Annotated in this window: 22 protein-coding genes; 6 read left to right on the top strand and 16 right to left on the bottom strand. The window is 71.6% G+C overall.

Annotated features, from left to right (window positions below; translation table 11 throughout):
• The first annotated feature begins 14 nt into the window (after positions 1 to 14).
• On the top strand, positions 15 to 689 hold the full coding sequence (locus tag ACQPZA_RS07100; RefSeq protein ID WP_433279443.1) for a response regulator: 675 nt from the start codon (positions 15 to 17) through the stop codon (positions 687 to 689).
• Between the two features lie 544 nt (positions 690 to 1,233).
• Entirely contained in the window at positions 1,234 to 3,138 is a 1,905-nt protein-coding gene (locus ACQPZA_RS07095) for a multicopper oxidase family protein (RefSeq protein WP_433279441.1), read from the top strand.
• 5 nt (positions 3,139 to 3,143) lie between these two features.
• Here ACQPZA_RS07095 and ACQPZA_RS07090 read toward each other — a convergent pair whose 3' ends face one another.
• The 4 genes from ACQPZA_RS07090 to ACQPZA_RS07075 are packed head-to-tail and all read right to left on the bottom strand — an operon-like array spanning position 3,144 to position 5,164.
• Positions 3,144 to 3,731, bottom strand: coding sequence for a nitrile hydratase subunit alpha (locus ACQPZA_RS07090; protein ID WP_433279439.1), 588 nt, complete (start codon positions 3,729 to 3,731; stop codon positions 3,144 to 3,146).
• On the bottom strand, positions 3,728 to 4,009 hold the full coding sequence (locus ACQPZA_RS07085) for an SH3-like domain-containing protein (protein ID WP_169396007.1): 282 nt from the start codon (positions 4,007 to 4,009) through the stop codon (positions 3,728 to 3,730). Before ACQPZA_RS07085 ends, ACQPZA_RS07090 begins: the two co-directional genes overlap by 4 nt.
• Complete coding sequence (locus tag ACQPZA_RS07080; RefSeq protein ID WP_433279437.1) at positions 4,002 to 4,301, bottom strand: hypothetical protein; 300 nt, start codon at positions 4,299 to 4,301, stop codon at positions 4,002 to 4,004. Before ACQPZA_RS07080 ends, ACQPZA_RS07085 begins: the two co-directional genes overlap by 8 nt.
• Positions 4,298 to 5,164 carry an alpha/beta fold hydrolase gene (locus tag ACQPZA_RS07075; protein WP_433279435.1) on the bottom strand — a complete coding sequence of 289 codons (867 nt, stop codon included), beginning with the start codon at positions 5,162 to 5,164 and terminating at the stop codon, positions 4,298 to 4,300. The genes ACQPZA_RS07080 and ACQPZA_RS07075 overlap by 4 nt, the downstream gene beginning before the upstream one ends.
• A gap of 185 nt (positions 5,165 to 5,349) precedes the next feature.
• On the opposite strand from ACQPZA_RS07075, the gene ACQPZA_RS07070 reads away from it, so the two are divergent.
• On the top strand, positions 5,350 to 6,123 hold the full coding sequence (locus tag ACQPZA_RS07070) for an alpha/beta fold hydrolase (protein ID WP_211174183.1): 774 nt from the start codon (positions 5,350 to 5,352) through the stop codon (positions 6,121 to 6,123).
• 491 nt (positions 6,124 to 6,614) lie between these two features.
• Positions 6,615 to 7,652: a COG4705 family protein gene (locus tag ACQPZA_RS07065; protein WP_433279433.1), complete on the top strand. Its 1,038-nt coding sequence runs from the start codon at positions 6,615 to 6,617 to the stop codon at positions 7,650 to 7,652.
• Between the two features lie 44 nt (positions 7,653 to 7,696).
• Here the strand turns inward: ACQPZA_RS07065 and ACQPZA_RS07060 are convergent, their stop codons facing one another.
• Genes ACQPZA_RS07060 through ACQPZA_RS07035 form a run of 6 tightly spaced genes read right to left on the bottom strand, consistent with a single transcriptional unit; the run spans position 7,697 to position 13,997 of the window.
• Positions 7,697 to 8,527 carry a DUF1295 domain-containing protein gene (locus ACQPZA_RS07060; protein ID WP_433279431.1) on the bottom strand — a complete coding sequence of 277 codons (831 nt, stop codon included), beginning with the start codon at positions 8,525 to 8,527 and terminating at the stop codon, positions 7,697 to 7,699.
• On the bottom strand, positions 8,524 to 9,897 hold the full coding sequence (locus ACQPZA_RS07055; protein ID WP_433279429.1) for a class I SAM-dependent methyltransferase: 1,374 nt from the start codon (positions 9,895 to 9,897) through the stop codon (positions 8,524 to 8,526). Before ACQPZA_RS07055 ends, ACQPZA_RS07060 begins: the two co-directional genes overlap by 4 nt.
• A gap of 44 nt (positions 9,898 to 9,941) precedes the next feature.
• Entirely contained in the window at positions 9,942 to 11,183 is a 1,242-nt protein-coding gene (locus ACQPZA_RS07050) for a class I SAM-dependent methyltransferase (protein WP_433282703.1), read from the bottom strand.
• 38 nt (positions 11,184 to 11,221) lie between these two features.
• A complete protein-coding gene (locus ACQPZA_RS07045) occupies positions 11,222 to 12,007 on the bottom strand; it encodes a DUF1365 domain-containing protein (protein WP_433279427.1) in 786 nt (261 codons plus the stop codon).
• On the bottom strand, positions 12,004 to 13,281 hold the full coding sequence (locus ACQPZA_RS07040) for an NAD(P)/FAD-dependent oxidoreductase (RefSeq protein WP_433279425.1): 1,278 nt from the start codon (positions 13,279 to 13,281) through the stop codon (positions 12,004 to 12,006). Before ACQPZA_RS07040 ends, ACQPZA_RS07045 begins: the two co-directional genes overlap by 4 nt.
• A complete protein-coding gene (locus ACQPZA_RS07035) occupies positions 13,278 to 13,997 on the bottom strand; it encodes an alpha/beta hydrolase (protein ID WP_433279423.1) in 720 nt (239 codons plus the stop codon). Before ACQPZA_RS07035 ends, ACQPZA_RS07040 begins: the two co-directional genes overlap by 4 nt.
• Before the next feature lie 244 nt (positions 13,998 to 14,241).
• Between ACQPZA_RS07035 and ACQPZA_RS07030 the strand changes: the two genes are divergently transcribed.
• Positions 14,242 to 15,324: a HoxN/HupN/NixA family nickel/cobalt transporter gene (locus tag ACQPZA_RS07030; RefSeq protein WP_433282702.1), complete on the top strand. Its 1,083-nt coding sequence runs from the start codon at positions 14,242 to 14,244 to the stop codon at positions 15,322 to 15,324.
• Between the two features lie 26 nt (positions 15,325 to 15,350).
• On the opposite strand, the gene ACQPZA_RS07025 is transcribed toward ACQPZA_RS07030, so the two are convergent.
• From ACQPZA_RS07025 to ACQPZA_RS07015, 3 genes are read right to left on the bottom strand one after another with little or no spacing between them, the layout of a single operon-like run.
• Positions 15,351 to 17,012 (bottom strand): copper resistance protein CopC, encoded by a 1,662-nt coding sequence (locus ACQPZA_RS07025; RefSeq protein ID WP_433279421.1) that lies wholly within the window; start codon positions 17,010 to 17,012, stop codon positions 15,351 to 15,353.
• Positions 17,009 to 17,746 carry a YcnI family copper-binding membrane protein gene (locus tag ACQPZA_RS07020; protein WP_433279419.1) on the bottom strand — a complete coding sequence of 246 codons (738 nt, stop codon included), beginning with the start codon at positions 17,744 to 17,746 and terminating at the stop codon, positions 17,009 to 17,011. Before ACQPZA_RS07020 ends, ACQPZA_RS07025 begins: the two co-directional genes overlap by 4 nt.
• Before the next feature lie 24 nt (positions 17,747 to 17,770).
• Positions 17,771 to 18,442 (bottom strand): DUF5134 domain-containing protein, encoded by a 672-nt coding sequence (locus ACQPZA_RS07015; protein ID WP_433279417.1) that lies wholly within the window; start codon positions 18,440 to 18,442, stop codon positions 17,771 to 17,773.
• A 162-nt stretch (positions 18,443 to 18,604) separates the two neighbouring features.
• Here ACQPZA_RS07015 and ACQPZA_RS07010 point away from each other — a divergent pair, with 162 nt between their 5' ends.
• Positions 18,605 to 19,327 carry a response regulator transcription factor gene (locus ACQPZA_RS07010; protein ID WP_169396018.1) on the top strand — a complete coding sequence of 241 codons (723 nt, stop codon included), beginning with the start codon at positions 18,605 to 18,607 and terminating at the stop codon, positions 19,325 to 19,327.
• Between the two features lie 25 nt (positions 19,328 to 19,352).
• Here the strand turns inward: ACQPZA_RS07010 and ACQPZA_RS07005 are convergent, their stop codons facing one another.
• From ACQPZA_RS07005 to ACQPZA_RS06995, 3 genes are all read right to left on the bottom strand, one after another.
• Positions 19,353 to 20,786 carry a HAMP domain-containing sensor histidine kinase gene (locus ACQPZA_RS07005; protein WP_433279415.1) on the bottom strand — a complete coding sequence of 478 codons (1,434 nt, stop codon included), beginning with the start codon at positions 20,784 to 20,786 and terminating at the stop codon, positions 19,353 to 19,355.
• Between the two features lie 167 nt (positions 20,787 to 20,953).
• Entirely contained in the window at positions 20,954 to 21,223 is a 270-nt protein-coding gene (locus ACQPZA_RS07000) for a GlsB/YeaQ/YmgE family stress response membrane protein (protein ID WP_169396020.1), read from the bottom strand.
• Between the two features lie 73 nt (positions 21,224 to 21,296).
• Positions 21,297 to 21,965: a hypothetical protein gene (locus ACQPZA_RS06995; RefSeq protein WP_433279413.1), complete on the bottom strand. Its 669-nt coding sequence runs from the start codon at positions 21,963 to 21,965 to the stop codon at positions 21,297 to 21,299.
• Positions 21,966 to 22,034 lie beyond the last annotated feature (69 nt).

Below are 22,034 nucleotides of genomic sequence, written 5' to 3'. Positions count from 1 at the left end.
CGGGGTGCGAAGCGGTGACCGAGCCCATCCGCGTGCTCATCGCCGACGACGAAGCCCTCGTCCGGGGCGGCTTCCGGGTACTCATCGACAACGAGCCCGGCATGATCGTGGTCGGTGAGGCCGCCGACGGAGCCACCGCGGTGGACCTGGCCCGCCAGACCCGCCCCGACGTCGTGCTGATGGACATCAGGATGCCCGGCGTCGACGGGCTGCGCGCCACCCGGCAGATCGCCGACGACCCGGACCTCGCCGCCGTCCACGTGCTCATCCTCACCACCTTCGACCACGACGAGTACGTGATCGAGGCACTCGGAGCCGGTGCCGCAGGCTTCCTTATCAAGAACACCGAACCCCGCCAACTGCTGCACGGCATCCGCGTCGTCACCGGCGGCGAGGCCCTCCTCTCCCCCGGCCTGACCCGCCGTCTGATCGCGCGGCTCACCCACCGGACCCCGCGGCTCGACGCCGACGCACTGGCCCAGCTCACCGCCCGGGAGAAACAGGTCGTCGGACTCGTGGCCCACGGCCTGAGCAACACCGACATCGCCGACGCCCTCACCATCAGCCACGCCACCGTCAAGACCCACGTCAGCCGGGCCATGACGAAACTCGGCGCCCGCGACCGCGCCCAGTTGGTCGCCCTGGCCTACCAGCACCGCCTGGTCGAACCGCCCGACCCCGCCCCATGACCCCGCGCCGCAGGCAGCAGCTCCGCAGGCCGGCTCGGCACGCGGAGCCCTCCCGGCGCGAGCTGATCCCCTGATCATTTCGTGACGGCCACCTGTCTGGATGCGCGGCGCAATGAAACAAACGACTTACGTACCGGTCGGAACCGCTACCCAGCCGACTGAGACGGTCATCTATTTCCGGGCGATCCAGGTCGTTTCCGCATCTTTTGCGCGGGGCGTCCCCCGATCGTCGACGTTGTGACGCGCGCCATGTTTCACAAGCTGAACTCGCCAGGTTTCATACACGTAAGTGAATAAGGGCTCCCCGCATGCAACCCGTGCGTCGGGCGGTCAGGCACGGGAGAGAAACAGGGAACGCTGTTATCCGCCCGATCCGACATCTTGGCCGTCCGCGCGCGGTCGTCCGGTCGCGCACAATTACCCCAGATGGCTCGCAGGCATACCACGAGCCACCCCGGAAATGCCGGTTCCCACCATCTGACGGAGTGGTCCATGCGAAAGTTTCCACACTGTGGATAAACACAGTCGACGTAGTTTCATCGGAATGACCGGGGCCGCGGCGGCCGCCGTCTACGGGGGAACCCAACTGCTGAGCGGCGACGTCAGCAGGGCGTCGGCGGACGAGATGTCGCGGAGCGCGGCGGGGTCGGGTGCGCTGCCGAACGGCCCGTCGAGTCCGCAGGTCTCCACGCTGACCCCGTTCCTGGACCCCCTGCGGATACCTCCCACACTCAAGCCACGGACCGGCGTGACGAACGTGGTGAAGCTCGTCGCCCAGAAGGTCCGGCTGCACTCCCAGCTGCCGCCCACTCCGATGTGGACGTACGAGGGCCACTACCCCGGCCCCACGATCGAGGTGCAGAGCGGTCAGAAGGTCCGGATCGCGTGGCAGAACGAGCTCACCGGCACCAGCCCGGTGAAGGGCGTCTTCGTGCAGCCCGTGGGCCCGCCGCCCGGTGTCTCGGCCGCCAACCCGCCCGGCGCGCAGGGGGCTCCGGCGCGCTCCGAGCTCACCCGGCTGACGCCGTGGACCTCGGTCCACGTCCATGGCGGACAGCAGAACGCCGTTGCCGACGGGCTACCCGACGCCGGGGTCACGCCCGGTGGTGCGCAGCTCTGCGAGTACCCCAACGGGGACGCGTCAGCCCACCTCTTCTACCACGACCACGCCATGCCGATCACCGCCCTGAACGTGACGGCCGGGCTGATCGGCAACTACATCATCCGGGACCCGGACGAGGAGCACCTCGGCCTGCCGAGCGGTGCGTACGAGATCCCGCTGATGCTCGCGGACATCAACTTCGACACGGACCCCGCCGGCCGGATCAACGGCCAGATCCTGGTCAAGCGTGTCCTGACCGGCCCCGTCACGCCCGGGGCCATGCCGCCGGCCGTCTCGACGACCGGCCCGTTCACCATGGTGAACGGTGTGGTGTGGCCGTACCTGGAGGTGGAGGCCCGGGCCTACCGCTTCCGGGTGGTGAACGCCTCGGTCTCGCGCGGCTACGCACTGGCCGTTCTCGACGAGAAGACCGGCAAGCCGGTCACGGGCGCCATCCAGGTGATCGGCACCGACGGGGGCCTGCTCGACAGGGCGCACCCGGTCGACGGGGTGCTGACGATCAACGCCGCGGAACGGGTGGACCTGCTGATCGACTTCGCCGGGTTCGCCGGAAAGAACCTCCGGCTCGTCAACACCATCCCCACCGTTCCGGCCGGCAGCCCGGCACCCGGCGCCGGCATCCCGTTCCCCGAGGTCATGCAATTCCGGGTCGCCGGCGCCCCGCGGACAGGCCGCGCCTACCAGCCACCGAAGAAGCTCAGCAGCTTCACCCGGATCACCGCCGCCGACGTGCCGAAGGACGCGGTCGAGCGCTTCGTGATGCTCTCGAGGGACGCCAGCGGCATGCCGAAGATGATGGAGCTCGTGGACGCGGGCCCCCGGGCGAAGACCGGCGCCGGGATCGTCCAGATCGCGGTACCCGGCGGGACGAGGACCTTCCGCATCGCGGCCCAGAGCTTCGAGGAGACCACCAACTTCTTCGCCGCGTCGGGAAGCTGGGAGAAGTGGACCTTCCTCAACGTGGATCCGGTCGGTCGGCCGCTGGTGCACCCCATGCACATCCACCTGATGAACTTCCAGCTGATCGAGCGCCGGGCCCTCGACCCCGCCGGGCTGGACGCCACCCTCGGTGGCACGACCACGCCACTCACGCTCGGCGCGACCCTGCCGATCGCGGTTTCGGAGTCCGGCTGGAAGGACACCGTCGGCGTGCCGGTGAACGAGGCGGTCACCGTCGCCGGCCGGTTCGGCGAGAAGACCGGCCGGTTCGTGTACCACTGCCACATCCTCGACCACGAGGACGAGGGCATGATGCGGCCGCTCGTGCTCATGCCGCCCGCGGTGCTGACCATCCAGAACCTGATGATGGCGATGATGAACGGCTGACCGCGCTACACCGCGGCTGTTCCGATCAGCCCTTCCCGGGTGACCAGGGCCGCCAGGTCGGCCTCGCCCAGGCCGGCCGTGCCCTCCGGGCGCAGGGGAAGCACCATGTGCCTGCTCTCGGCACTGGTGTCGTGCACGACGATCTCCGTCTCCGCGGGGAGCTCCAGCCCGAACTCCGCCAGCACCGCGCGCGGCTCCCGGACCACACGCGCCCGGTAGGCCTCGCTCTTGTACCAGGACGGCGAGGGGCCGAGCAGCCCGATCGGATAGCACGAGCACAGCGTGCAGACCAGCACGTTGTGCACCGTGGGGGTGTTCTCCACGACGGTGAACCGTTGGGTCTGCGGCCCGGTGCTCATCGACAGGTCGAGCTCGCCCAGCGCCTGGCTCGCGTCGGCCAGCAGCCGCCCGCGGAACGCGGGGTCGACCCAGGAGCGGGCCACGACCCGGGCCCCGTTCGCCGGCGAACCGGACAGGATCTGCCCGATGATGCCGTCGAGCTGCTCGTCGCTGGTGAGGCCGGCGTCGATCAGCCGCTCCTCCAGCCTGCGTACCCGGACGGCGATCTCCGAGTCGGAGTGGTGCCCGCTCACGCCACGACCTCCAGATAGGACTCCCACAACTCCACCTGCACCCAGTGGCCGCCCGGCGGCCCCCAGAGCGCCCCGGCGGGGAACCGGACCGTGTACACCGGCTCGACCCGCGGCTCCGCGAACCCCTGCGCCCGGTCGTCGGCCAGCGGCCACGTGCCCTGGATCTCCACCACCTCGCCCACCTGGCCGCGCGCGTAGCGGGGAACCCGGGTGTGGTGGGGTGGGTCCACCGCTCGTGCGCGAACCCGGTCGCCGATCGCGAACCGGGGCTCAGTCATCGCCGCCACGCGGCGCGGGAGCCGCAGCCGCCGTCAACGACTCCACGGCCGCCATCCACCGTTCGTAGTACGACGCGGCGAGGTACTCGGCAGGCGGCATCCGCTCGATCGCATCGCGGAACTGGTCGAGGTTGTAGACCCCCTGCCGCAGCATCGCGACGTTGAGCGCGTACACCCGTGCCTCCCAGTCGGCGTGGAACGGGGGCTCGTCCGGTTCCACGGCGATCAGTCCGAAGCCCGACTGCCCACCGACGTCGTTCACCCGCGCCATGGCGTGCAGCGTAACCGTCACGCCCCGTCCAGCACCTCGCGCAGCCGCTGGGCGAAGGCGTCCGGCTCACCGTGCATGCCGTACTCGCCGCCCAGGAAGCCGGCGTGGTCACCGGGGAAACGCGCGGGCTCGACCCCGATCGCCTGCGCGACCGCATCGGCGCCGCGTGCCGCCAGCGTCTGGTGGGAGGCCTCGCCGCGGGCGGGCACGATGCGGGCGCCGGACGCCCGCAGCGCCTCCAGGTCGAGCCGGTAGCCCGTGCAGTTGCGCAGGTTCTGGCCGAGCAGTGCGTCGTCGCGGCTGCCGTCGTCCTCGACGGGAAGGCCGAACTGCGCGGGGTCGACCGGCGGGAACCGGTAACCGTCGGGGAACTCCCCGTCGTAGCTGACGATGATGAGGAACTTGGCCATCGCCGGACCCAGCCCGTCGCGCTGGTAGGTCTCGTACATGTCCTCGATCGCCGAGGTGACGGCCAGACGGTCGGGCAGCATCGTGGCCAGCGGGGGCTCGTGGGCCACCAGCGTGCGCACGTGCTCGCCGTGCCGGGCCACCCAGGCCAGTGCGTTGACCGCGCCGCCGCTGCTGGCGAGCACATCGACCGGGCCGCCACCGATCGCCTCGACGACGCGCTGCAGGTCACCGGCATGGTCGTCGGGCGTGATCTCGCCGTGGCCGTCGGTCCGGGTGCTGCGCGCGGTGCCGCGGGGGTCGTAGGTGACGACCGGGCGGTCGGCGAAGTAGCCGGCCAGCGTAGCGAAGCCCTGCGCGTCCATCGGGGAGCCGATGAGCAGCAGCGGCGTGCCCGCACCGAGGGTGCCGCGCACGTCGTAGGTGATGGTGGCACCCGGCGCGTCGAGGGTGTGGGTGGCGATCGTGGTGGTCATCGGCGGCCTCCTGGGCGTCTGGGTCGACTACAGCGGTGTCGACCACCGGCAGGCCTCGAACTCATCGGTCGGCACGCGCCGCGCCGACGTGTCGGCGAATGTGGTTGACCAAGTTGCCCGGACGGCTGAACACTCGCGAAATGCCGATATCGGACAGTGCCGCACCCCGAACCGGATACGCCCCGGTGAACGGTCTGCAGATGTACTACGAGATCCACGGCTCGGGCGGAACACCCCTGCTCCTGCTGCACGGCGGGTTGTTCGACATCGACCTGCAGTTCGGTGAGCTGCTCCCCGGCCTGTCGGCGACGCGCCAGGTGATCGCCGTCGACTTCCAGGGCCACGGCCGGACCAATGACGCCGACCGGCTGCTCAGGTGCGCCGACCTCGCCTCCGACGTCGTGGGCGTGCTCGAGCACCTGGGCGTCGCGCGGGTCGACGTCTTCGGGTTCAGCGTGGGCGGCGGGACGGCCCTGCACCTGGCCGTCAAGCACCCGGAGCTGGTCCGCAAGGTGATCGTGTCGTCCGCCTCGTTCAACAGCGACGGGCTCCGCCCGGAGAATGCCGGGGCGGTCGGCTCGATGACCGTCGAGATGATCGCGGGAACGCCGATGGAGCAGGCGTACCGCGCCAAGTCGCCGCACCCCGACAAGCTGCAGGACCTGCTCGACAAGCTCGGGACGTTCGACGAGGGCTTCACCGGCTGGTCCGACGCCGACATCGAGGGGATCGCCGCCCCGACCCTGATCACGGTCGGGGACTGCGACGCGGTCACGCTCGACCACGCCGTCCGGTTCCTCCGGCTGCGAGGCGGTGGCGTCAACGGCGACTTCGAGGGCGTCCCGGCCTCGCAGCTGGCGGTGTTCCCCGGAACCACGCACTTCTTCGGCCTGGCCCGCACCGAGCTGGTCCTGGACGTTGTGCTGCACTTCCTCGACGCACCGATGCCCGAGGGCTGATCACAGGTCACAGACCGCGCGACACGCCTGTCAGCAGGTCTTCGGCGTCCGGTACGAGCCGGCCGACACAGGTGCAGTCCGGGCCGTGCGCGTCTCGGTGCCACGCGATGAGGTGTTGCAGCGCGACCTGGTTGACGCGGTAGTCGTGCTCAGCGGCGCTGGTTCGCCGGGTGGCGCCACCGCGTCGGGTTCCGTGCCGCACCGGTCACATCGCGGCTGGTCATACCCATCAGTCTCCAGCCTCGGGTGCCCGAGCCGGTGGAACCGGCCCAGCTCCGGTCCCTGCGCGTATCCGTTCGGAATAGACCCATCCGGGCTCACTCTCTACTTCCGGACGGTTATACGTCGGCCCAGCTCCCACCCGCCGAAGGCGCATACCGGACATCGGGCCCAACGACGGAATTGACAGCGAATCGCCACCGTGTTTGCCGATAGCTAACGCAGTCGCGGGTACATTCGAAAGATCTTCGATTCGGGTCACGGACTGCACCGTGCGCGTATTCGCCATCCACCGTGGCATTAATCTCGATGGGAGAACAATGTCCTCAACGATGCCCGGACCGGGCCGTCGGAGCGTTCCGGACCATCTGGCCTACTCCGTGATGCGCAAGCTTCCGCACGTCACGCTGTTGTTCTGGATTGTGAAGATCATCGCGGTCACCCTGGGCGAGACGGCCGGGGACCTGTTCGGGATCACCCTCGGGGTCGGCTACGTCGTCACCGCCTTGATCTTTCTCGCGTTCTTCGTGGTCGTACTGGTGCTCCAGATCAGGGCGAAGCGGTTCCATCCGGCGCTGTTCTGGGCGGTGGTCCTGGGCACCAGCCTGGTGGGGACCGAGGTCTCGGACTTCCTGGACCGGGGGCCCGGTGACTCCAGCGTCCCCAGCGGGGTGGGTTACGGATGGGGCGCGTTGATCCTCACCACCCTCCTGGCGATCATCTTCGTGGTGTGGTGGCGCACCGGGCAGACATACGACGTGGAGAACATCGCCAGTCGCAGGGGCGAGATCCTCTACTGGATCGCGATTCTGGTGTCGAACACCCTGGGCACCGCCACCGGTGACTGGCTGTCCGACGACACCGGCCTCGGGTTCCACAACGCCTTCTTCATCATCGCCGCGATCATGCTGGTGATCGTGGGCGCCCACTACCTGACGAACATCAACACCATGCTCTTGTTCTGGCTGGCGTTCGTCCTGACCCGCCCGCTCGGGGCGGCCGGTGGTGACTCGCTGACCAAACCGGTCGACGAAGGCGGTCTCGGCTGGGGCACGTTGTGGGCGTCCGTGGCGCTGTTCGCCCTGCTCGTCGCGCTGGGCGCCTACCAGGCCATACAGGTCCACCGCCACCCGCTGGAACCCTTGCCGTATCCGACCAACGGGCGCACCGGCGCGCCACAGCAGCCGAACGGGGCGGTGATCACCCCGACGACCCGCTCCGGTTCCGTCACCGGCGCAGGCGAGGCCGGTGCAGCTCACTCAGGGGCGGGGCAGATCAGCAGACCCAGACCGGCCGGACAGGGCAGCTGAGCGCATCCCCTAGCAGGCATTCCGGCGCTCGAGAACCTCCCGGGTCACGAGCTCGCCTTCTTCTTCTTGGGCGGCAGCGGGAGGAACCCGCTGGTGCGGCGCACGTAGTCGGTGTAGCCGGGGCGGCGCTCACCGATCGTCTGCTCCAGCAGCTTCTTCCCGGTGCCCCGCACCAGCAGCCACGTCATCAGCGCGGCCCCGACGAGCCCGATCAGGCCGGCGAGGTGGTGCAGCCCCAGCACGGTGAGCCCCCACCAGACGGCGGAGTCGCCGAAGTAGTTGGGGTGGCGGGTGTAGCGCCACAGCCCGCGGTCCATCACCCGGCCCTTGTTCGACGGGTCGGCGCGGAACGCCGCGAGCTGGGCGTCGCCCACGGTCTCGAAGGTGAACCCGACGGCCCAGAGCAGCACGCCGACGACCGTCACGACCGTCGACAGTGCGCCGCCCGCGGAGCCGTACTGCCCGAGCTGGACGGGCAGCGACACGATCCACAGGACCACCGCCTGCGGGAGGTAGACCTTGCGGACCATGTGGGCGACCGGATGGCCGGGAGCCTCGGCGAGGATGGCGACGTACCGGGGGTCCTCACCTGTGCCGTGGTTGCGGCGGCCGATGTGCCACGCCAGCCGCACTCCCCACACCACGGTCAGGACGGTGATCAGCCACCGCCGCCACGCGTCGCCGTCACCGGCCGACAGGAGCAGGGTGGCGACCGCGACGATCGCGAACCCGGCTCCCCACACGACGTCGATCCCGTCGTGGCGCCCGCCCCGCACCCGCACCGCGACCAGCAGGGCCGCGGCGAAGACCGCCACGACGACGACCGCGGTGACCACGAGGTTGGTGAGCGCGGCACCCCATGGGTAGGGCGTCACCGGAGTTCCGGGGCGATGAGAACGCCGTTCGCCGTGGTGGGGGTGCTGCCGGGGTCCGTTCCGAGCACGGCCCGCCTGCTGCGCGGCAGGCCCGTTCGCCCGGCTGCGTCGGGGCGCACCATGAGGATCTGGTGCACGCCCATCCGGTTCTCCTCGAACGCCAGTGCCGCGCCTGCCAGGTAGAGCAGCCAGACGCGGTACTGCTCCTCGCCGATCAGCGCGACGGCCTCCGTTTCCCGCTCCCGCAGCGTGTCGAGCCAGGGCCGGACCGTCCAGACGTAGTGCTCGCGCAGCGAGTGGACGTCGACGACCTCCAGCCCGGCCTCCTCGAGGAGGGTGACGGTGGATCCGAGCGGGCGCATGTACATGTCGGGCGCGACGTAGCGCTCCATGAACGCTCCCCCGCCCGGCGCCGGGTTGTGGCCGGACGCGCCGCGGGACATCTGCTGCAGCAGCAGCCGGCCGTGCGTCGCCAGCAGCCTGTGCAGCTGCGCGGCGTAGACCGGATAGTTGTCCTGGCCGACGTGCTCCCCCATCTCGATCGACGCGATCGCGTCGAAGGGCTCCTCGGGGACGTCGGCGCCGATGGCCCGGTAGTCCTGCAGCCGGATCTCCACCCGGTCGGCCAGCCCCATGGCCCGCACGCGGGCGAGCCCGTACGCCTGCTGCTGCACGGACAGGGTGACGCCGACGGCGTGCACGCCGTAGTGCTGCGCGGCGTGGACGAGCAGGGCCGCCCACCCGCAGCCGACGTCGAGCAGCCGCATCCCCGGGGCCAGGCCGAGCTTGCGGCAGATCAGGTCGAGCTTGTCGCGCTGGGCGTCGGCCAGCCCGTAGCCGGACGAGCCCTCCTGGGTCCAGTACCCGCAGGAGTAGGCCATCTGCGGGTCGAGCAGGAACTCGTAGAACTCGTTGGAGAGGTCGTAGTGGTGCGCGATCGCGGCCCGGTCGCGGCGGCGGGTGTGCAGGCCGCCGGACAGCCGGGCCTCGGACGCGGGGGGCTTCGGGCGAGGGCCGATGGCGCGGAGCCGGGCCGCGACGGCGACGGCGTCCACGACATCGGCTCGGGTCAGCCGCACCCCCGCAAGGCTCTGGGCTCCCGCGAGCTTCCAGAACCGCGACAGGCCCTCGGCGATGTCGCCGTCGACGGCCAGCTCGCCTGCCACGAACGCCCGCGCCAGACCCAGCTCGCCGGGGTTCCACAGCAGCCGCCGCAGCGCCCGGCGGTGCCGGACGACCACCACGGGCGCATCCGGGTCGTCCCCGGGGCCGGCCTCGCTGCCGTCCCAGGCGCGGAGTCGGATCGGCAGCGGCGCGCCGATCAGGCGTTCGACGAGCCCGGCGAGCTGCGGGGCCACGGGGCGGGGCATGGAGTCTCCTGGGATCCGGCGGAGCGGTGGGGGCGGCAGCGGGGTCAGCGGCGCTGCAGCGAGAGCTGGAAGACGTCGAGGTAGCCGACGCGGAACCCGGCCTCGCAGTAGGCGAGGTAGAACTCCCACATCCGGCAGAACGTCTCGTCGAACCCGAGCGCGGCGACCTCGTCGCGGCGGGAGAGGAACGTGCGCTGCCAGTGGGCCAGCGTGCGCGCGTAGTCCGGACCGAGGCTGCGCCGCTCGACGATGCGCAGCCCCGTGTGGTCACGCAGGTTCTGCTCGATCGCCTCGACCGAGGGGATCACCCCGCCCGGGAAGATGTACTTGGAGATCCACGTGTAGTCGTGCTGCGTCACCAGCATCCGGTCGTGCGGCATGGTGATCGACTGCAGCCCGACGCGGCCACCCGGGCGCAGCAGCCGGTCCAGCGCGGCGAAGTACGTCGGCCAGTACTGCACGCCGACGGCCTCGACCATCTCGACACTGACCACGGCGTCGTAGCTGCCCTGGGCCTCGCGGTAGTCGCGCAGCAGCACCTGCACGCGGTCGGCCACGCCCGCGGCGGCGATCCGCTCCTCGGCGAGGTGGGCCTGCTCGGACGACAGGGTCATCGTGGTGACGCGGGCGCCGCGCTGCGCGGCCCGGATGGCCAGCTCACCCCAGCCTGTCCCGATCTCCAGGACGTGCATCCCGGAGCGCACGCCTGCCATGTCGAGGACGGCGTCGATCTTGCGGCGCTGCGCCGCCACGAGGTCGTCGCTGCCGTCGGCGAACCAGGCCGCGGAGTAGGACATCGTCTCGTCGAGGAACGTCGCGAAGAGGTCGTTGGACAGGTCGTAGTGGCGGCGGATGTTCTCCCGCGCGCCGTCGAGCGTGTTCGCCTCGGCGCCGGGTCTGCGTGCCTCGGCGAAGCGGCGGCCGATGCGCTGCAGGACCGGTGGGATCAGCGTGGACAGCTGGGCGGCGAACGGGGTGAGCAGGTCGGCCGGGCGCGTGCAGGTCCAGTCCCCGACCATGTACGACTCCCCGAAACCGATCTTCGAGCCCGTGCCCAGGCGGTGGAAGAACGCCTCCGGTCGCACGACCCGCATCACCGGCGAGTCGAGCCCGCCCGCTCCGATCCGCTCCCCGCCCGGGAACACCACCCGCACCGGCAGTGACCGCACCGCCCGCCGGAACAGCGCCTCGGCGATCCGCGCCTTGGCCGGAGCGCGGGGCACGGTGGCGAGGCCGGGCCACACGCCGGCGCTGGGCCGCGGTAGGTCGAGTCCGGTCGACCCCATGGCGAGGGCGGCGCCGGGCTGGCTGATCGGTTCGGCGGTCACTGGACGCCCTCCTGCGGGTGATGGCTCGGTCGGGGGACCACGGGGAGCCTGCGCAGCCACAGCGCGATGCCGTGACGGCGGATCAGCGCCGTGGTCCGGTGGGTGACGAGAGGTCGGCGCAGCAGCATCCGGACCAGCGCCGACGCGGTTGCCGCCCGGCGGGTGCCGACGACGGTGGCGGTGAGCGCGGTGCTGCCCTGCTGGCGCAGCGACACCGACACGGTCAGCCGCTCGCCGGGCACCGGCAGGTGCATCGCGTAGTGCCCGTCCACGGACAGGAAGGGCGAGACGTAGAAGTCCTTGGCCGTGCTCGCCCGGCCCGCGGCGTCGGGGTGGAGCAGGTAACAGTGCCGCTCGCCGTAGGTGTTGTGCACCTCGGCCACGACGCAGTCGAGTACGCCGTCGGGCCGGTGGCACCAGTAGACGGTGATCGGGTTGAAGACGTGGCCGAGCAGCCGGGCGTTGGCGAGCATCAGCACCTGCCCACCACGCAGGTCCACGCCCTGGCGGGCCAGCCAGGCATCGAGGTTCTGCCGGATCGAGACCTGCGGGTCGCCGAGGTGGTCGCGGGCCTCGAAGCGGGCGAACGGCCGGAGCCACCGCGGCAGTGCGGGCAGCGCGTCGAGGTCCACCAGCCACAGGTAGACCCCGTGCCGGAAGGAACGCTCCAGCCGCTGCCTGCGGACGTGGCGCACCTCGGCGTCGTACAGCGCGGGCACCGCCACCGGCGCCCGGACCACCGGCGCCGGGTCCGTCCCGGCGCGTCCGACGGTGGTGGTCACCAGCCTGCTCCGAGCGTCGTGGCCGCCCGCACCCCGGCGGCGCACCCGTCCTCGTGGAAGCCCCACCCGTGGTAGGCGCCCGCGTAGGCGAGGGTGGCGTCGTCGAGCTCGGGCAGCCGGCGCTGCGCGGCCACCGACTCCGGCGTGTAGACCGGGTGTTCGTAGCCCATCCGGGCGATCACCCGCGCCTGGTCCACCCGCTGGGCGCCGCCGAGGGTCACGACGTAGTCGTCGGGTTCGGTGAGCCGCTGCAGCCGGTTCATGTCGTAGCTGACCAGCACCGGTGCGCCGGTGGACGAGCACGCGGGCTTCAGGTAGTTCCACGATGCCCGCGCGCCCGGCCGCTGCGGCAGCACGGAGGTGTCGGAGTGCAGCCAGGTCTCGTTGCGGGAGTAGGTGAACGCCCCCAGCACGGCGCGCTCGGCCGCAGTCGGCTCGGCCAGCAGCGCCAGAGCCTGGTCGGGGTGGGTCGCGACGACCACACGGTCGGCACGGTGGAGCCCGCCCGCATCGTCCCGGATCTCGATCCCGTCGGCGCGGCGCACGAGCGCCCGCACCGGGGTGGCGACCCGGACGGCGCTGAGGTTCTTCACCACCCGCTCGACGTAGCTGCGCGAACCGCCCACGACGGTGCGCCACCGCGGCGAGCCGCCCACCGCCAGCAGCCCGTGGTGGTCGAGGAACGTGAAGAGGTACCGCGCCGGGTAGGACAGCGACACGCTCTCGCCCGCCGACCACACCGCGCTGACCACCGGGAGCAGGAAGTGCTCGGCGAAGTAGCGCGAGTAGCCGCCCACTGCGAGGAACGCCCCGAGCGGGACGTCGCCGGCGCGCTCGTCGGCCAGCACGCGGCGCGCATGCCGGTGGAACCGCAGCACCTCGGCCAGCATCCGCAGGTACGCGGGCCGGCTCAGGTTGGAGGCCTGTGGGAACAGGCCGCCCAGGCCGCGCGCTCCCGCGTACTCCAGGCCGCACCCGTCGCACCGCACGCTCATCGACATGTCCGAGTCCTGCGTCGACACCCCGAGCTCGCCGAACAGCCGCAGCAGGTTCGGGTAGGTGCGCTCGTTGTGCACGATGAACCCGGTATCGACGAAGGTGGTGCCGCCGTCGGAGCTGACGACCTCGTGGGTGTGCGCGTGGCCGCCCAGCCGCGTGTCGGCCTCGAACAGGGTGACGTCGTAGCGGCGCTGCAGCAGGTGGGCGGCAGTCAGCCCGGCGACACCGGCCCCGATCACCACGGCGGTGGGACGGCTCGCAGCAGTGGTGCTCATCCGTCGGCTCCAGGTCGGGAGGTGGTGACGACGGCGCGCAGGCCGTCCGGGGCGGGTTGGCGCATGGCGTTCGCGATCACCGGGTCCTCCGGTTCGACGCCGAGCACCCCGAGTGCGAACCGGCGGACGAGCGAGTGCCAGTCGCGGGTGCGGGCGAGCATGTAATGGCCCGCTCCGTGGAGCTCGAAGCGCGCTGTCCGGTCGGCCACCTGCTTCGCACGCACGGCGTAGGCGTAGGACTCGCGCGGATCGGTGTAGCGCTCGCGGTCTCCATGAACGATGAGCACGGACCTCTCGGTGAGCTGGTTCACCGGGTCGGAACCGTCGAGCCACGGTGCGAGCGCGCACACCGCCACCACGTTCGGCGCGCCCGCCGCCGTCAGCGCCGCTCGGCCACCCATCGAGTGGCCGACCAGCACCACCGGGAGTCCCGGGTGCCGCCTCGCGATGTCCTCGAGCGCCCACGTGGCGTCCCGGGCCGCGTCCTTGGCCGGTGCGTTCCACCCCCGGTAGCGGTAACGCAGCTGGTAGACGGCGGGGCCGGTCCCGGAGAGCACCCACGCGAACGACAGCATCCGGGCGTAGGCCAACCGCCTCCGCCCACCGCTCGCGTGGCTGGTCGACCGGCCGCCGTGCAGCACCAGGACGACCCCGGGCGGGGCAGCACCGAAGCGGCCGACGACGTCCAGACGGGGCAACTGCTGGTTCTCGGGCACGGACGACCTCGGGGGTGGGCGGACGGTTTCCCAGGTGTGTTCCGCCGGCCGGGCCTCGACGGATGATCAATGCGACCGAGGTCACACCGCTGCCGGCCAGGCCCCGGCACCAGCCGGTGATCAGTATCGATCCGTTCGTGCCCGGCCAGGCGGTTCGTCGCACCGTGGGTCACCGACGCCACACGATCGCATCAGTGAATATCTGAACAGCTGAGCAATGATTACCCGCGTGGTCGAGATCGGGATGACGGACCGGGGACAGGGTTTCGACCGGACGGACCGGATCCAGATCGGCGGTATGGCGGCCTTCATCCTCGGGCTGACCGCTCTCGGCTGGTCCGTACTGGCCGGACCCGTGGCCGCAGCCGGCTACTCGCTCGGGACCCAGGGGACGTTCGGGGTCGGGCTGGGGCTGACCGCGTACCTGCTGGGCATGCGCCACGCCTTCGACGCCGACCACATCGCCGCGATCGACAACACCACCCGCAAGCTCGTCGGCGAGGGAAAGCGCGCCCGGAGTGTCGGGTTCTGGTTCTCGCTCGGCCATTCGTCGGTGGTGCTCGCCCTGTGCGTCCTCCTGGCCGTCGGGGTCCGGGCGGTGGCCGGGGACCTGGACGACACCTCCCGGGTGAAACAGCTCATGGGCCTGATCGGGACGATCCTCTCCGGCGGCTTCCTCGTGCTCATCGGCCTGCTCAACCTGCTCGCGCTGCTCGGCATCGCCCGCGTCTTCCGCAGGATGCGCACCGAACCGCTCGACGACGAGGCCCTGGAGCAGCACCTGAACGCCCGCGGCTTCCTGACCAGACTCCTGGGCCGGGTGATGCGGACGGTGGGCAAGCCGTGGCACATGTTCCCCATCGGCTTCATCTTCGGGCTCGGCTTCGACACCGCCAGCGAGGTGACCCTGCTCGTGCTCGCCGGCGGCGCAGCCGCGTTCGACCTGCCCTGGTACGCCGTGCTCGTCCTGCCCGTGCTGTTCGCCGCGGGCATGAGCCTGTTCGACACCGCCGACGGCGTCTTCATGTCCGCGGCCTACAGCTGGGCGTTCCTCAAGCCCGTCCGCAAGGTCTTCTACAACATGACCATCACCGCGCTGTCCGTGGTCGTCGCGCTCGTGATCGGCATGATCGAGCTGCTCCAGCTCCTGGCCGACCGGCTGGGCACCACCGGCGGGCCGCTCGGCCTCGTCAGCGCGCTGAACCTCGAGTACGTCGGCTACATCGTCGTGGGCCTGTTCCTGGTGGTGTGGGCGCTGGCGGTCTCGCTGTGGCGGTTCGGCCGGATCGAGGAACGCTGGAGCGTGCCCGAGGCCGAGTCCCCGTGAGCCCGTGAACCCGTGAACCCGTGCCGCTAGTACACCCGGTAGTGCGCCGCGGTGGAGTAGGCGTCGGCGGAGTCGACCGTGACGTCGAGCGCGAGGGTCCACGGGCCCGGCAGCGGCACGACGGCATCCGTGCTGTGCCACCGCGCCGACGCCGTGGTGGGGGCGGGGCCGGTGTCCGGGGCCAGCGTGACCGCCAGCGCTGCCACCTCGGTTGAGGAGAGGCTCGCGGTGATCGCCTGGACCGGCGCCGGCCGGCCGGCCGCGTCCGTCACGGTGAGCTCGAGGCTCTGACGGCCTCGCCGGGTGCCGTCGACGTGGACGTGGACGGTGTCCGGCCCCAGCGGAGCGGTCATGTCGGACGGCGGCCCGTAGGTGGTGTTGCCCGGAGGTTCGGACACCAGCAACGCGGTGACCGCCAGCACCACGACGGCGAGGCCGGCCTCGATGCGCACGCTGCGCCGGACGACGCTGCGCACGTCACCACCGGTCAGCACGCGGCGCTGCGCCACGGCCGCGGCGACGAGCACCAGGCCGATGACCGCGAGCTTGACCAGCAGGACGACGCCGTAGCCGGTGGACCACAAGGCCTCGACGGGATCGATCTGACGGGAGGCCTGGAACTCCCCGGTGAGCACCAGGCACGCCACGCAGCAGTAGGCGACGCAGGACCAGCGCGTCATGCCGGCGGCGCCCAGGGGGATCCCGCCGGAACGGGCGGCGGGCAGCACGATCGTGAGCAGGACGGCCAGCCCACCCAGCCAGACCGCCATGGCGGCCAGATGCAGGACCGCGGAGATCATCGCGGCCGGCACGTCGGAGCCGACCGCCTCGTGTCCGGTCAGCGCGACGGTGACCAGCAGGGCCACGGCGAGCGTCCCGCCGGCAACCGCGTACCGGCGGCGTTGCAGGCGCCCCGCCCACGCCGTGGTCAGCAGTGGGGCCACCACCACGAGCAGGAGCAGGCGGGCGAGCAGCTCACGTCCGAAGGCACTGTCCAGCGTCTGTCCCGCGTCGGCGAACCGCCACACCGCCGACCAGCTCTCGTTCTCCGCACGCGGCCCCTGCAGCAGGAACGGCAGGATGGTGCCGAGCACCGTCAGCAGCCAGCCCGCCCACATGAGCAGGCGCGTCCGGCGCGCGGCGAGCGCCCAGGGCCACAACGCCGCCGCCGCGGCCGCGACGCCGACCAGCAGCACGATCCCCAGGTACAGCAGGCCCTCGCCGGCGTCGGCGGTGACGTCGAGCGCGCGTGCGCGGTCGGGCGGGGCGACCGGGGCGGCCGAGGGGTCCACGCCGACGCCGAAGGTGATCGAGCCGCCGACGATGTGCGTGTCGGCCGACACCACCCGCCAGGTCACCGCGTAGGTGCCGGTGGGCAGGTCCGGTCGGAGCGGCAGCACGATGGTCGTGCCGTCCGCGGACTGCGTCAGCCGTCCGGTGTCGACGCGGACGCCGGTCGCGGAGATGACCTCGTCGGACGCCGGGATGGGCTGGACCGCTTCGTCGAAGGTCAGCGTGACGGTGGCCGGAGCGTGCTCCAGCCTGGCGCCGTCCTGCGGTGAGCTGCTGTCCAGCACCGCGTGCGCGGCGGCCGGGCCGGCCAGCCCGACGACCGTGACGCAGGACAGCACGGCGGCGAGGACGAGGGTCAGGAGCCGGGGCCCGCCCAGCCGCAGGATCCGGCTCAAGACCTGGCCGACGTCCTGTTCCGGTTCCGGACGACCGCCAGGGTGATCCCGCTCAGCAGCAGGGCAACGATCCCGAGACCGAGGGCGGCGTCGTCCATCCACGAGCTCCCCGGGGAGCCGGGGGCGGCAGCCGCGGCCCGGCCGTCCGGCGCCGGCGTGCCGGCGGCCGCGGGTGAGAGCTGCAGCACGGGTGCCGGGTGCACGGGCTCGGTGACCCCGTCGGCCGACTGCTCGTCCCAGTTGACGGTGGTGCCGTCGCTGTAGGTCTGCAACGCGCCGAACGCCACGCTCGGCGCGTCGGGGAACGGGCCGACCGACAGGTTGAACATGTCGAACTGTCCCGGCGGGATGGCCGACGCCGGGCTCGTCGCCTTGAAGTCGACCTGCGACACGTACTGGTTGATCACCGATCCGTCCTCCCCCTGCTGGGGCCGGGCGAGCGGCTTCCGGCTGACCGTCGCGGTCCAGCCGGCCTTGGGCTGGGTGTCCACCGAGGTGAACGGGGTGGCCGACGGGAAGGTCAGCAGCAGCTCGGTGGTGGACGCCGTGGCCGACTCGGACGGCACCCGGAAGGTCACCACTCCCGATCCGGCCTGCACGGCGTCGATGCCGGACACCTTCACGTGGGCCCAGGCCGGAACGGCGAGAGCCAGGACGGCCGTGACCGCACCGATCCCGACCACACCCGTCCTGACCGCCCACCGGCGTCGGCGCATGTCAGCGCTGTCCCTCATTGCCCCACCTTCCGATCCACCGCACTAGGCCATCTCGACGAAGGCCGCTGTCATCGCAGCGGCCATCAGCCCACCGACCAGCTGGACGGCAGGCGGCGTCGCGGAGGTCCGGCGCCGGGAGAGCACGGGCCTCAGGCCGCGGCCGACCAGCAGGAGAGCGGCGGCACAGAACACGGCCGCGAGAGCGAGGCTCGACGCCCTGCTCCACAGCGGCACCGGGAACACGGGCCCCGTCGCCGCACCCGGTTCCGCCATCGCCATGCCCATGCCCGGCATCGCGGACATGCCGTCCGTCGCCCCGCCACCGGCCGCCCCTGCCGACGCCGCGGACAGCAGCACGGCCATCCAGACCATGGACCCCATCATCAGCGCGTGGTACCACGCGTTACCCGCAGGTCCGGCACAGAGAGCCGGCCCGCTCGGGCCGGTCACCGGGGACCGCGTGGCGAACAGGGCCTCCGCCACGAACCAGAGCGCCGCGGCCGTGAAGACCAGGACGTACGCCATGACCGGGACGCCGGCCCCCCAGCTCCACAGCATCGCGATCATGGCGACGCCCATGAGCGCGTGCAGACCCTCGTCCAGAACGGGGCGCCGCACCCTGCTCCGCCGGTGGGCGACCATCCGGTTGAGGTAGTAGCCGACCGCGACGGCGAACGCCGCGGACAGGACCCATCGCGGCACGTCCTCGGTCACCACTCCTGCGGCCCCTCTCCGTTTGGCCATGCCGCCGACCTAGTGGTCCGTACCGGCGTCCGCCCAGTTCCTGACCATGGCCCACGTCACACCTTCGGGCCCGGGAACCGGCCGCGGGCCGCGGGGAGCACAGAAGGGCGGGAAACCGAGCAGAATGTGAGCGTGCCCAGCAGGATTCTCATCATCGAGGATGACTCGACGATCGGGAACGTCCTCGAGTCGAGCCTGCGTAGCCACGGCCACCAGGTCTTCTGGGAGAGCACCGGCACCGCAGGCCTGGCGCGGGCCGCGTCGACCCCCGTGGACCTGGTCCTGCTCGACCTCGGCCTCCCCGACCTGGACGGGGTCGAGGTCTGCCGCCAGCTCCGGCGGGCCCAGCCCGGCAGCATTCTCGTCATCCTGACGGCTCGCTCGGCGGAGATGGACGTCGTGGTCGGACTCGAGGCGGGAGCCGACGACTACCTGGTCAAACCGGTCCGCCTGACCGAGCTGCACGCGCGCATCCGCGCCCACCTCCGCCGGAACGAGGGATCGACGGCGCGCGCCGTGCGGCCCATCGGCGACCTCGTCGTGGACGTCACCCGGCGCCGGGTCACCGTCGCCGGGCACGAGCTGCGGCTGCGCCCCAAGGAGTTCGACCTGCTGGCCCGCCTGGCCGCCCAGCCCGACGTGGCGCTGAGCCGGGAGACGCTGATGTCGGAGGTGTGGGACGAGCACTGGTACGGCTCCACCAAGACCCTCGACGTCCACGTCGCGGCACTCCGCCGGAAGATCGAGGAGATCGCCGCGGCGACGAAGGCCCGGGTTCCCGAGATCGTCACACTGCGGGGCCACGGCTACCGGCTGGAGCTCGACCCGCCCGAACCCCGCAACGCTGCCCGTTAGTGCGGCGGCGGGCGGGTTTCGCGGGTCACGAAGAGCGAGGCTCAGCCCGGGCGGGCCCAGGTCCGGCGAGATCGACACGAGCGGTGCCACGGCCGCGCCCGGCCCGTACCACGTCGACCTCGTCCGCACCTCCGAGTGCGTCTCGCCCCACGGGCTCCTGATCGGCGAGGGGCTCGGCGTGCGCAGGCGGCAGCAGCAGCGTGAACACGGGTGGCGCGCGCCGGGTGAGCTCCAACCTGCCGTCCTCGGCCTCCGCGAGACGTCGCGCCAGCGCCAGCCCGATGCCGTGCCCGTCGCGCTGGTCGGCCCGGCGGGCGAACAGGACGCCCTCCGGGTCGTGCACGCCCGCGCCTTCGTCGGAGACGTCGATCGCCACCACGTTGCTGGACTCGCGGACGGTCACCCCGACGGTGCCTGCCCCATGGGTCGTCGCGTTGTCCACGAGCACCGCGAGCACGTGCCGGATCGCCGCGGCGGATGCGCGGGGCCACGGCGTCCCCGGCTCGACGGTCAGGTTCAGGCCGCGGCCCAGCAGCTCCAGGCGCCCGCGCCACTCCGGCGACAGCTCGTCCAGCAGCACACCGAGGTCCACCGGGCCCCCGCGGGCGTCCCGATTGCCGCGGGCGAGGTCCAGCAGCTCGTCGATGGTCGCCTCCAGGCGATCCGCGTCGACGAGACTCGCGACGATGGCCGGACGCGGATCCAGGCCCGGCTGTTCGAGGGCGGCCTCGAGCCGGAGCCGCAGGCCCGCGAGTGGGGTCCGCAGCTGGTGGGACACATCAGCGGAGAAGGCCTGCTCCCTGGCGAGCAGGTCGTCCAGGCGAACGGCGGTGGTGTTCAGCGCCGTACCGACCGCGTCGATCTCGCCGACCCCCCCTTGCCGGGTGCGCACGCTGAAGTCGCCCTCACCGAGCCGGCGCGCGGCCACGGCCAGCTCCTCCAGCGGCCGGGCCAGCCGTCGGGCCTGCCGGCGCCCGAGTAGCCAGGTGGCGGCGACGGCCAGCGCGGCGAGCGCGATCATCCCCGCCCACACCAGCGCCACCCACTGCAGGACGGCGCTGCGAGGCGCGGCGGCCCGGACCGCCCCGATGATGTCGTCCTCGTGCGTGACCGGCACCGCGACGACGAAGGAGCCGCTCTCGGTGCCCGCCCCCACGTCGCCCTGGAGGGCCTTCGCGACCTCCGGTTGCTCGGCGCCCGGCCCGACGCCGCCCAGCAGCGTGCCGTCGTCGTCGTACACCGCCACCTGGACCGGACCGGGCCCGTCGACCCCCTCGATCCGCTCGGAGTCGTACACGTCGCTTGCCACGGTGATCGCGACGGCGTCGGCGACGCGCTGCAGCTCGCTGCGCTCGCTCTGCGACGCGTACTGGAACACTCCTACGCCCAGCGGCACCCCGAAGAGCCCGATGGCCAGCACAGAGGCCCAGACTGCGAGCCCGACGATTCGAGTGCGCACGAGGGTGGTCTCCGTTCCGCAGCCGTCCCGGTCACCGCATCCGGCAGCACCTCAGCATGCGCCCGGCCACGGCGGGTGTCACGGGTGGGGCCGGACCTGCGCGGAGGCAGGGACTGCGGAACCGGCGACGGCGGGACCTCCGCCGAGCGTACCGGCCCCCGAGTGGGTCAGAGCCGGTTGCGCTTGCGGCCGGTGACCTGGTTGTAGATGACGAGCACGACGACCGCGCCGATGATGGACCCGATCCAGCCGGCCGGCTGGAACCCTCGGATGCCCACGGTCAGCAGCCCGAAGATCAGTCCGCCCACCACCGAGCCGACGATCCCGAGCACGATGGTGCGCAGGAGGCCGATGTCATCCTTTCCGGGGACGAGCGCGCGAGCGATGAAGCCCGCGATCAGGCCGAACACGATCCAACCCACGATTGTCAAGATCATCTACTGTTCCCCGGTCCCTGAGCTGGATGCCTGTGCCGGCCGAGTCTAGTGCGGGAGACCACCGGCATCCCGGTCAGTTCATGCTCAGGGATGCGGCGCCGGCAGCGCCGATGGCGGCGAGCCGCAGATCGTCGTAACCGGACCACGTGGACAGCGTCAGCCGCTGTCCGGGCTGCGCGGCCGCGGGCCGGCGGGGAGCGACCTGGAACGTGCTGCTCTTGAAGACGGTGCCGAAGTCGCTGTGCACGACGTCGGGTGAGGTTCCCCGGTGCAGGCTCGTGATCGGCCCGTCCGCCGTGCCGGCCGACAGGACCGCCCGCGTGCGGTGCAGCAGGAGGTCGAGGATCAGGTGCTGGCTCGAGCGTTCGGTGGGCAGGTGCGCCCGGACCGTCAGCAGCTCGGCACCGGCGGGAGCCGACGGATTGTCGTCCGCAGCCCATTCCATGACGATGAAACAGGATCCGGGGATCCTCCGGCACGAGGCCTGACCATGGCGGCCGCAGCAGCCATGGGCCACGCCGAGCGCTCTCAGCGCGAGATCTCCATCGATGAGGTCGAACACCGCCGAGCGGATGTCCATCGCGGTCCTCCAGTGCACTGTCGCCGTGGCGGCGTAACACTTTGCGCCGGTCGAGCCGATGTCCTGGACAGGCGGGCCGCTGCCCACCGGTGACTGTGGTCCCTGACGAGCCTCGACCGACATGCGTCGAAGTCGTTCCTGACCGTAGGCGGTCGGCCGCAATCGGAAGCCCAGGGGAATGCAAGACGACGGTAAACGGGCGAACCGAGTCGACAAATGGCGGCATCGGAG

The organism is Pseudonocardia xinjiangensis, assembly GCF_050948425.1.
GTDB classification, from domain to species: domain Bacteria; phylum Actinomycetota; class Actinomycetes; order Mycobacteriales; family Pseudonocardiaceae; genus Pseudonocardia; species Pseudonocardia xinjiangensis.
This window is presented reverse-complemented; position numbering and strand designations above follow the sequence as displayed.

Bases quoted from the DNA above. Each gene is read 5' to 3' on its own strand.
- ACQPZA_RS07095 (WP_433279441.1), top strand. From the start codon at position 1,234: ATGACCGGGGCCGCGGCGGCCGCCGTCTACGGGGGAACCCAACTGCTG.
- ACQPZA_RS07085 (WP_169396007.1), bottom strand. From the start codon at position 4,009: ATGACTGAGCCCCGGTTCGCGATCGGCGACCGGGTTCGCGCACGAGCG.
- ACQPZA_RS07075 (WP_433279435.1), bottom strand. From the start codon at position 5,164: ATGACCACCACGATCGCCACCCACACCCTCGACGCGCCGGGTGCCACC.
- ACQPZA_RS07055 (WP_433279429.1), bottom strand. From the start codon at position 9,897: ATGCCCCGCCCCGTGGCCCCGCAGCTCGCCGGGCTCGTCGAACGCCTG.
- ACQPZA_RS07050 (WP_433282703.1), bottom strand. From the start codon at position 11,183: ATGGGGTCGACCGGACTCGACCTACCGCGGCCCAGCGCCGGCGTGTGG.
- ACQPZA_RS07040 (WP_433279425.1), bottom strand. From the start codon at position 13,281: ATGAGCACCACTGCTGCGAGCCGTCCCACCGCCGTGGTGATCGGGGCC.
- ACQPZA_RS07030 (WP_433282702.1), top strand. From the start codon at position 14,242: ATGACGGACCGGGGACAGGGTTTCGACCGGACGGACCGGATCCAGATC.
- ACQPZA_RS07020 (WP_433279419.1), bottom strand. From the start codon at position 17,746: ATGAGGGACAGCGCTGACATGCGCCGACGCCGGTGGGCGGTCAGGACG.
- ACQPZA_RS07000 (WP_169396020.1), bottom strand. From the start codon at position 21,223: ATGATCTTGACAATCGTGGGTTGGATCGTGTTCGGCCTGATCGCGGGC.